This is a genomic window from Mycobacterium sp. (assembly GCF_032162605.1).
GTDB lineage: Bacteria > Actinomycetota > Actinomycetes > Mycobacteriales > Mycobacteriaceae > Mycobacterium.
This window is the reverse complement of record NZ_JAVROT010000482.1, coordinates 1-3,830: the sequence shown is the minus strand read 5'-3', so window position 1 is coordinate 3,830 and position 3,830 is coordinate 1. Positions and strand designations below refer to the sequence as shown.

Annotated in this window: 5 protein-coding genes; 3 read left to right on the top strand and 2 right to left on the bottom strand. The window is 66.5% G+C overall.

Features of this window, described 5'->3' with window-relative positions; genetic code table 11:
• Both QOI01_RS26480 and QOI01_RS26475 read left to right on the top strand, forming a co-directional pair.
• The coding region (locus QOI01_RS26480) for a hypothetical protein (RefSeq protein WP_526386136.1) at positions 1-607 on the top strand (607 nt) is incomplete at its 5' end.
• A gap of 132 nt (positions 608-739) precedes the next feature.
• On the top strand, positions 740-919 hold the full coding sequence (locus QOI01_RS26475) for a hypothetical protein (RefSeq protein WP_526386135.1): 180 nt from the start codon (positions 740-742) through the stop codon (positions 917-919).
• A gap of 79 nt (positions 920-998) precedes the next feature.
• Here the strand turns inward: QOI01_RS26475 and QOI01_RS26470 are convergent, their stop codons facing one another.
• Positions 999-1,994: an aldo/keto reductase gene (locus QOI01_RS26470; RefSeq protein ID WP_526386134.1), complete on the bottom strand. Its 996-nt coding sequence runs from the start codon at positions 1,992-1,994 to the stop codon at positions 999-1,001.
• Between the two features lie 138 nt (positions 1,995-2,132).
• On the opposite strand from QOI01_RS26470, the gene QOI01_RS26465 reads away from it, so the two are divergent.
• Positions 2,133-2,747 (top strand): dihydrofolate reductase family protein, encoded by a 615-nt coding sequence (locus QOI01_RS26465; RefSeq protein ID WP_526386133.1) that lies wholly within the window; start codon positions 2,133-2,135, stop codon positions 2,745-2,747.
• A 24-nt stretch (positions 2,748-2,771) separates the two neighbouring features.
• On the opposite strand, the gene QOI01_RS26460 is transcribed toward QOI01_RS26465, so the two are convergent.
• Positions 2,772-3,761: an amidohydrolase family protein gene (locus QOI01_RS26460; RefSeq protein ID WP_526386132.1), complete on the bottom strand. Its 990-nt coding sequence runs from the start codon at positions 3,759-3,761 to the stop codon at positions 2,772-2,774.
• Positions 3,762-3,830: the final 69 nt, after the last annotated feature.

Sequence of the window (3,830 nt, the reverse complement as noted above, 5' to 3'; positions counted from 1 at the left end):
CGTGGAGGAGTTGCGGCCCACGCTGTTTCAGCTCGGCGTGCTCGGTGAGCTGCTGTGCGCACTGAGATCGGCGGGCGCGTCGATCGTCAGTACCTCGCCGCTGAGCTTCGTCACCGGCCGCGAGCAGTTCCACGTCACCCACCACGGACGCGTGTGGCATCTGTGGATGGAGGGCGGGAGGAGCTGGCAGCGCTACGGGTCGGCGTCGCGGTACCGGTCCCTGGTGACCGCCCTGCGGGCTCAGACCCGGCCGCTGTCACCGGATCTCATGCTCGTCCTGCCCGGTGAGGCCGCGTTCGTCATCGAATGCAAGTACTCGGGGAACCCTGACTACGTGGGACGAACGGGTTTGGCTCAGACGCTGCTGTACATGACCGACGTGGGCGCGACGATGGCCGCGGAGGTCGAAGGCGTCGTCATCGCCCCGGACGGGGTGGTCGGCGACGCGACGTCGGCGAGCACGCCCGTCGGGCGGTTGGGTCTGGCCGCGCCGTCGGCAGGTGTCGAGCGCGCGGTGGAGTTCATGAGTGCAGTGGCCGTCGTGCCCAGAGCCTTTCTCGCGGATGAACTCCGCGGTCCGGCCGACACACGGCATGTGCGGACGTGACGTCCAGCTCTCGTGCAGGGCGTCGGGGCCGCACGAACTGTAAGCTTGGACTACCTGCCCACCCCGAAGTCGTGGTTCACATGCGTGAAACACGCTGCGCGGCAGTCGAAACAATTTCAAGGACGGGGAATCGTGATCGTCATCGAGACCGGCGCCGGGCTATGCCCCGAATGCAGAGACCAGAAACACTACCGCTACCAACTCGTCGACATGACGAACGCTGATCGTGCGCGCGCCGACAGGTTGTGGCTCTGCCCACTGCGTCACAGCGAACGTGACGTGGATGACCGCCGACGGCGCAATGCCAGCTGACTCCAGCAGTTCCAGCGATTAGACGGTCACCTCTGCGGCTGAGGCCATTTAACCTGCGACGGGACCGTGGCACGACGGCTCACCGGCGATGGGTGACTCCGGCGGTGGCCAATACCGCCAGCGTCTGCTCCCGCACGGGGACGTCACCGAGCGCGGCGTCGATGGCCGCCAGGACATCGGGGGTGAGCTCGACGTCGGACGCCGCGGCGTTCGCATGGACCTGTTCGGGACGGGATGCGCCAGTGATGGCCGAGGCAACCTCGGAGCGCCGCAGCACCCAGGCCAGCGCGAGGTCGGCGACACCGATGCCGGCTCCGTCGGCGACCGCGACGAGCCGTTGCACGGCCTCCAGCGCCGCGTCGCTGTAGACGATTCCCATCGCGGAGTTCATCGCGTCGTTGGCGAATCGCGAGTCGGCGGGCAACGGCTGACCCGGCAGGTACTTCCCGGTCAGCACACCTTGCGCCAGCGGAGACCAGACGATTTGGGAGATGTCGTTGGCGGCGCATAGCGGGAACACCTCAGCTTCGGGTGCTTGCCAGAGCATCGAGTACTGCGGCTGAGAGGAGACGAACAGGTCCGGGCCACCGATCTCGATGCCTGCGCGGATCTGTTCGGGCGTCCACTCGCTGAAACCGAGATAGCGGGCCTTGCCCGACTCGAGCACCTTCTGCAGTGCTTCGATCGTGTCCTCGATCGGCACGTTGGTGTCGAATCGGTGCGCTTGGTAGAGGTCGACGTAGTCGGTGCGCAGGCGGATCAGCGACGCGTCGATCTGTTTGGCGATCTGTTCACCGGACAGGCCTTGGTCGGTGTCGGACATCTTTCCCCACACCTTGGTGGCCAGTACGTAGGAGTCTCGCGGGCGGTCTGCGAGGATCTCGCCCCATGCCAATTCGGCAGCGCCTTGGCCGTAGACGTTCGCGGTGTCGAAGAAGTTGATGCCTGCGTCGAACGCGGCGTCGGTGCATGCCCGGGACTGCTCGGCCTGCACGCCGCCGGCGTACGTGAGCCAGGAGCCCAGAGAGATCTCCGAAACCTCGAGGTCTGAACTTCCGAGCTTGCGAAAGCGCATGCGCTGTCCTCCAATTAGTCCGGGGCGGGCGGTCGCCGAAGTGAGGCGGCTGCCCCATCAACAATAGGCATTCATGACTCGGCTTCCCAGCTGGTCCGATGCCGATGAGTTTCGCCGGGCGCCGCAGTCTGTCTTGTCGTGACCAGAACCAACTTATCGATGTCGATCTCCGCCGACGGCTACGTCGCGGGGCCGAACCAGAGCGAGGAGCATCCGCTGGGCATCGGCGGAGGTGCTCTCCACGACTGGCATCTCGGCCCCAGCAAGGACCATCCGGTGAATCGGCAGGTGATCTCCGACATGATGGACGGCATGGGTGCCACGATCATGGGCCGCAACATGTTCGGTCCGATTCGCGGCAACTGGGGCGACTCGGATTGGAACGGGTGGTGGGGTGAGGTCCCGCCGTATCACTGCCCGGTGTTCGTCCTCACCCATCACCCGCGCGACGACGTCGAGATGCAGGGCGGCACCACCTTTCACTTCGTCACCGATGGAATCGAGAGTGCCTATGCCCGGGCTGAGGCGGCCGCAGAGGGCCGGGCCATCTCCATCGCGGGAGGAGCCTCTTGCGCCCGGCAGGCGATCAAGGCTGGGCTCGTCGACGAGATCGACCTGCAGGTGAGTCCGGTGATCCTCGGGGCCGGTGAGCGCCTGCTCGACGGTTTCGACGCCGGCGAGCCCAATCTTGAATTGGTGCGCGTGCTCGAGGCCCCCGGCGTGGCTCACCTGCGCTACAGGGTCATCCGGTGACGAGGGCACGAGGGTGCCGCACCGTCAGCGCCGGATCCCGGCCCGCAGCCGCTCCCAGTTGCCCGACGCGATCGCCTCGCGTTGAACCTCGGTGACGTCGGCGTCCTCCAGGAACCGTCGCGCCGCGCCACCGTCGGTGGGGACGAAGGGATAGTCGGCGGCAAACATGATCCGTTCGGCACCGACGACCTCCAGCGCCCATCGCAGATACCGCTGGCTGAAGACGCCGCCAGGGGTGAGGTGAACATTGGCAGTGACGTACTCGGTGATGCTTCTCTGCAGCCCGGCGATGGGAGCCATCCGGTCGATTCTCTCCAGGTAGAACGGCACCATCTCACCCCAGTGGCCCATGATCAACTGCAGTCCGGGGAACCTGTCGAAGACCCCGGCCAGGATCAGGCGCAGCAGCTGAACTCCTGCGTCGTAGTGCCAGCCGACGCCGTGCGTCGCGAACGCCGCGTCGACGACGTCGCCGAAGCCGTTGTAGTAACTGGCGCGCACCCCGGCCGGCGGCGACTGTGGGTGCAGGTACAGCGGGGCGCCGAGCGCTTCGGCCGCTTCGAACAATGGCCAGAAGTCGGTGTGGTCGATGCTCTTGTCACGAACGCGACTGAAGATCAGTGCGCCGTCGAAGTCGAGGTCCTTCACCGCGCGCTGCAGTTCCCCTGCCGCGGCGTCCGGGTCCTGCAACGCCAGGGTCGCGAATCCCCGAAGGCGGTCGGGGTGTTCACACACCGCGTCGGCGAGTGTGTCATTGCACGAGATCTGCAGCGAGACCCCTGCGGCCGCGTCCAGGTTCCACAGGCCCGGCGTGGTCAGCGACAGCACCTGGGTATCGATGCCCGCGTCGTCCATCACCGCCAGGCGTTCCTCACCCAGGGCGACGAGCCTGCGTCCGGTGTCGCCGCCCGCCGACCCCGCCGTCGCGGGGTCCCGCCACCGCGCGTCCAGCGAGTTCCACGCGTCGACGACCTGGGGCGTGACGTAATGCTCCTCCAGTCCAACGACTTTCACGATTCCTCCTAGATGTCGAGCGGGACTACTTCGGTCGTCGCCCCGAGATCAAAACGCTCGGCACCGCGC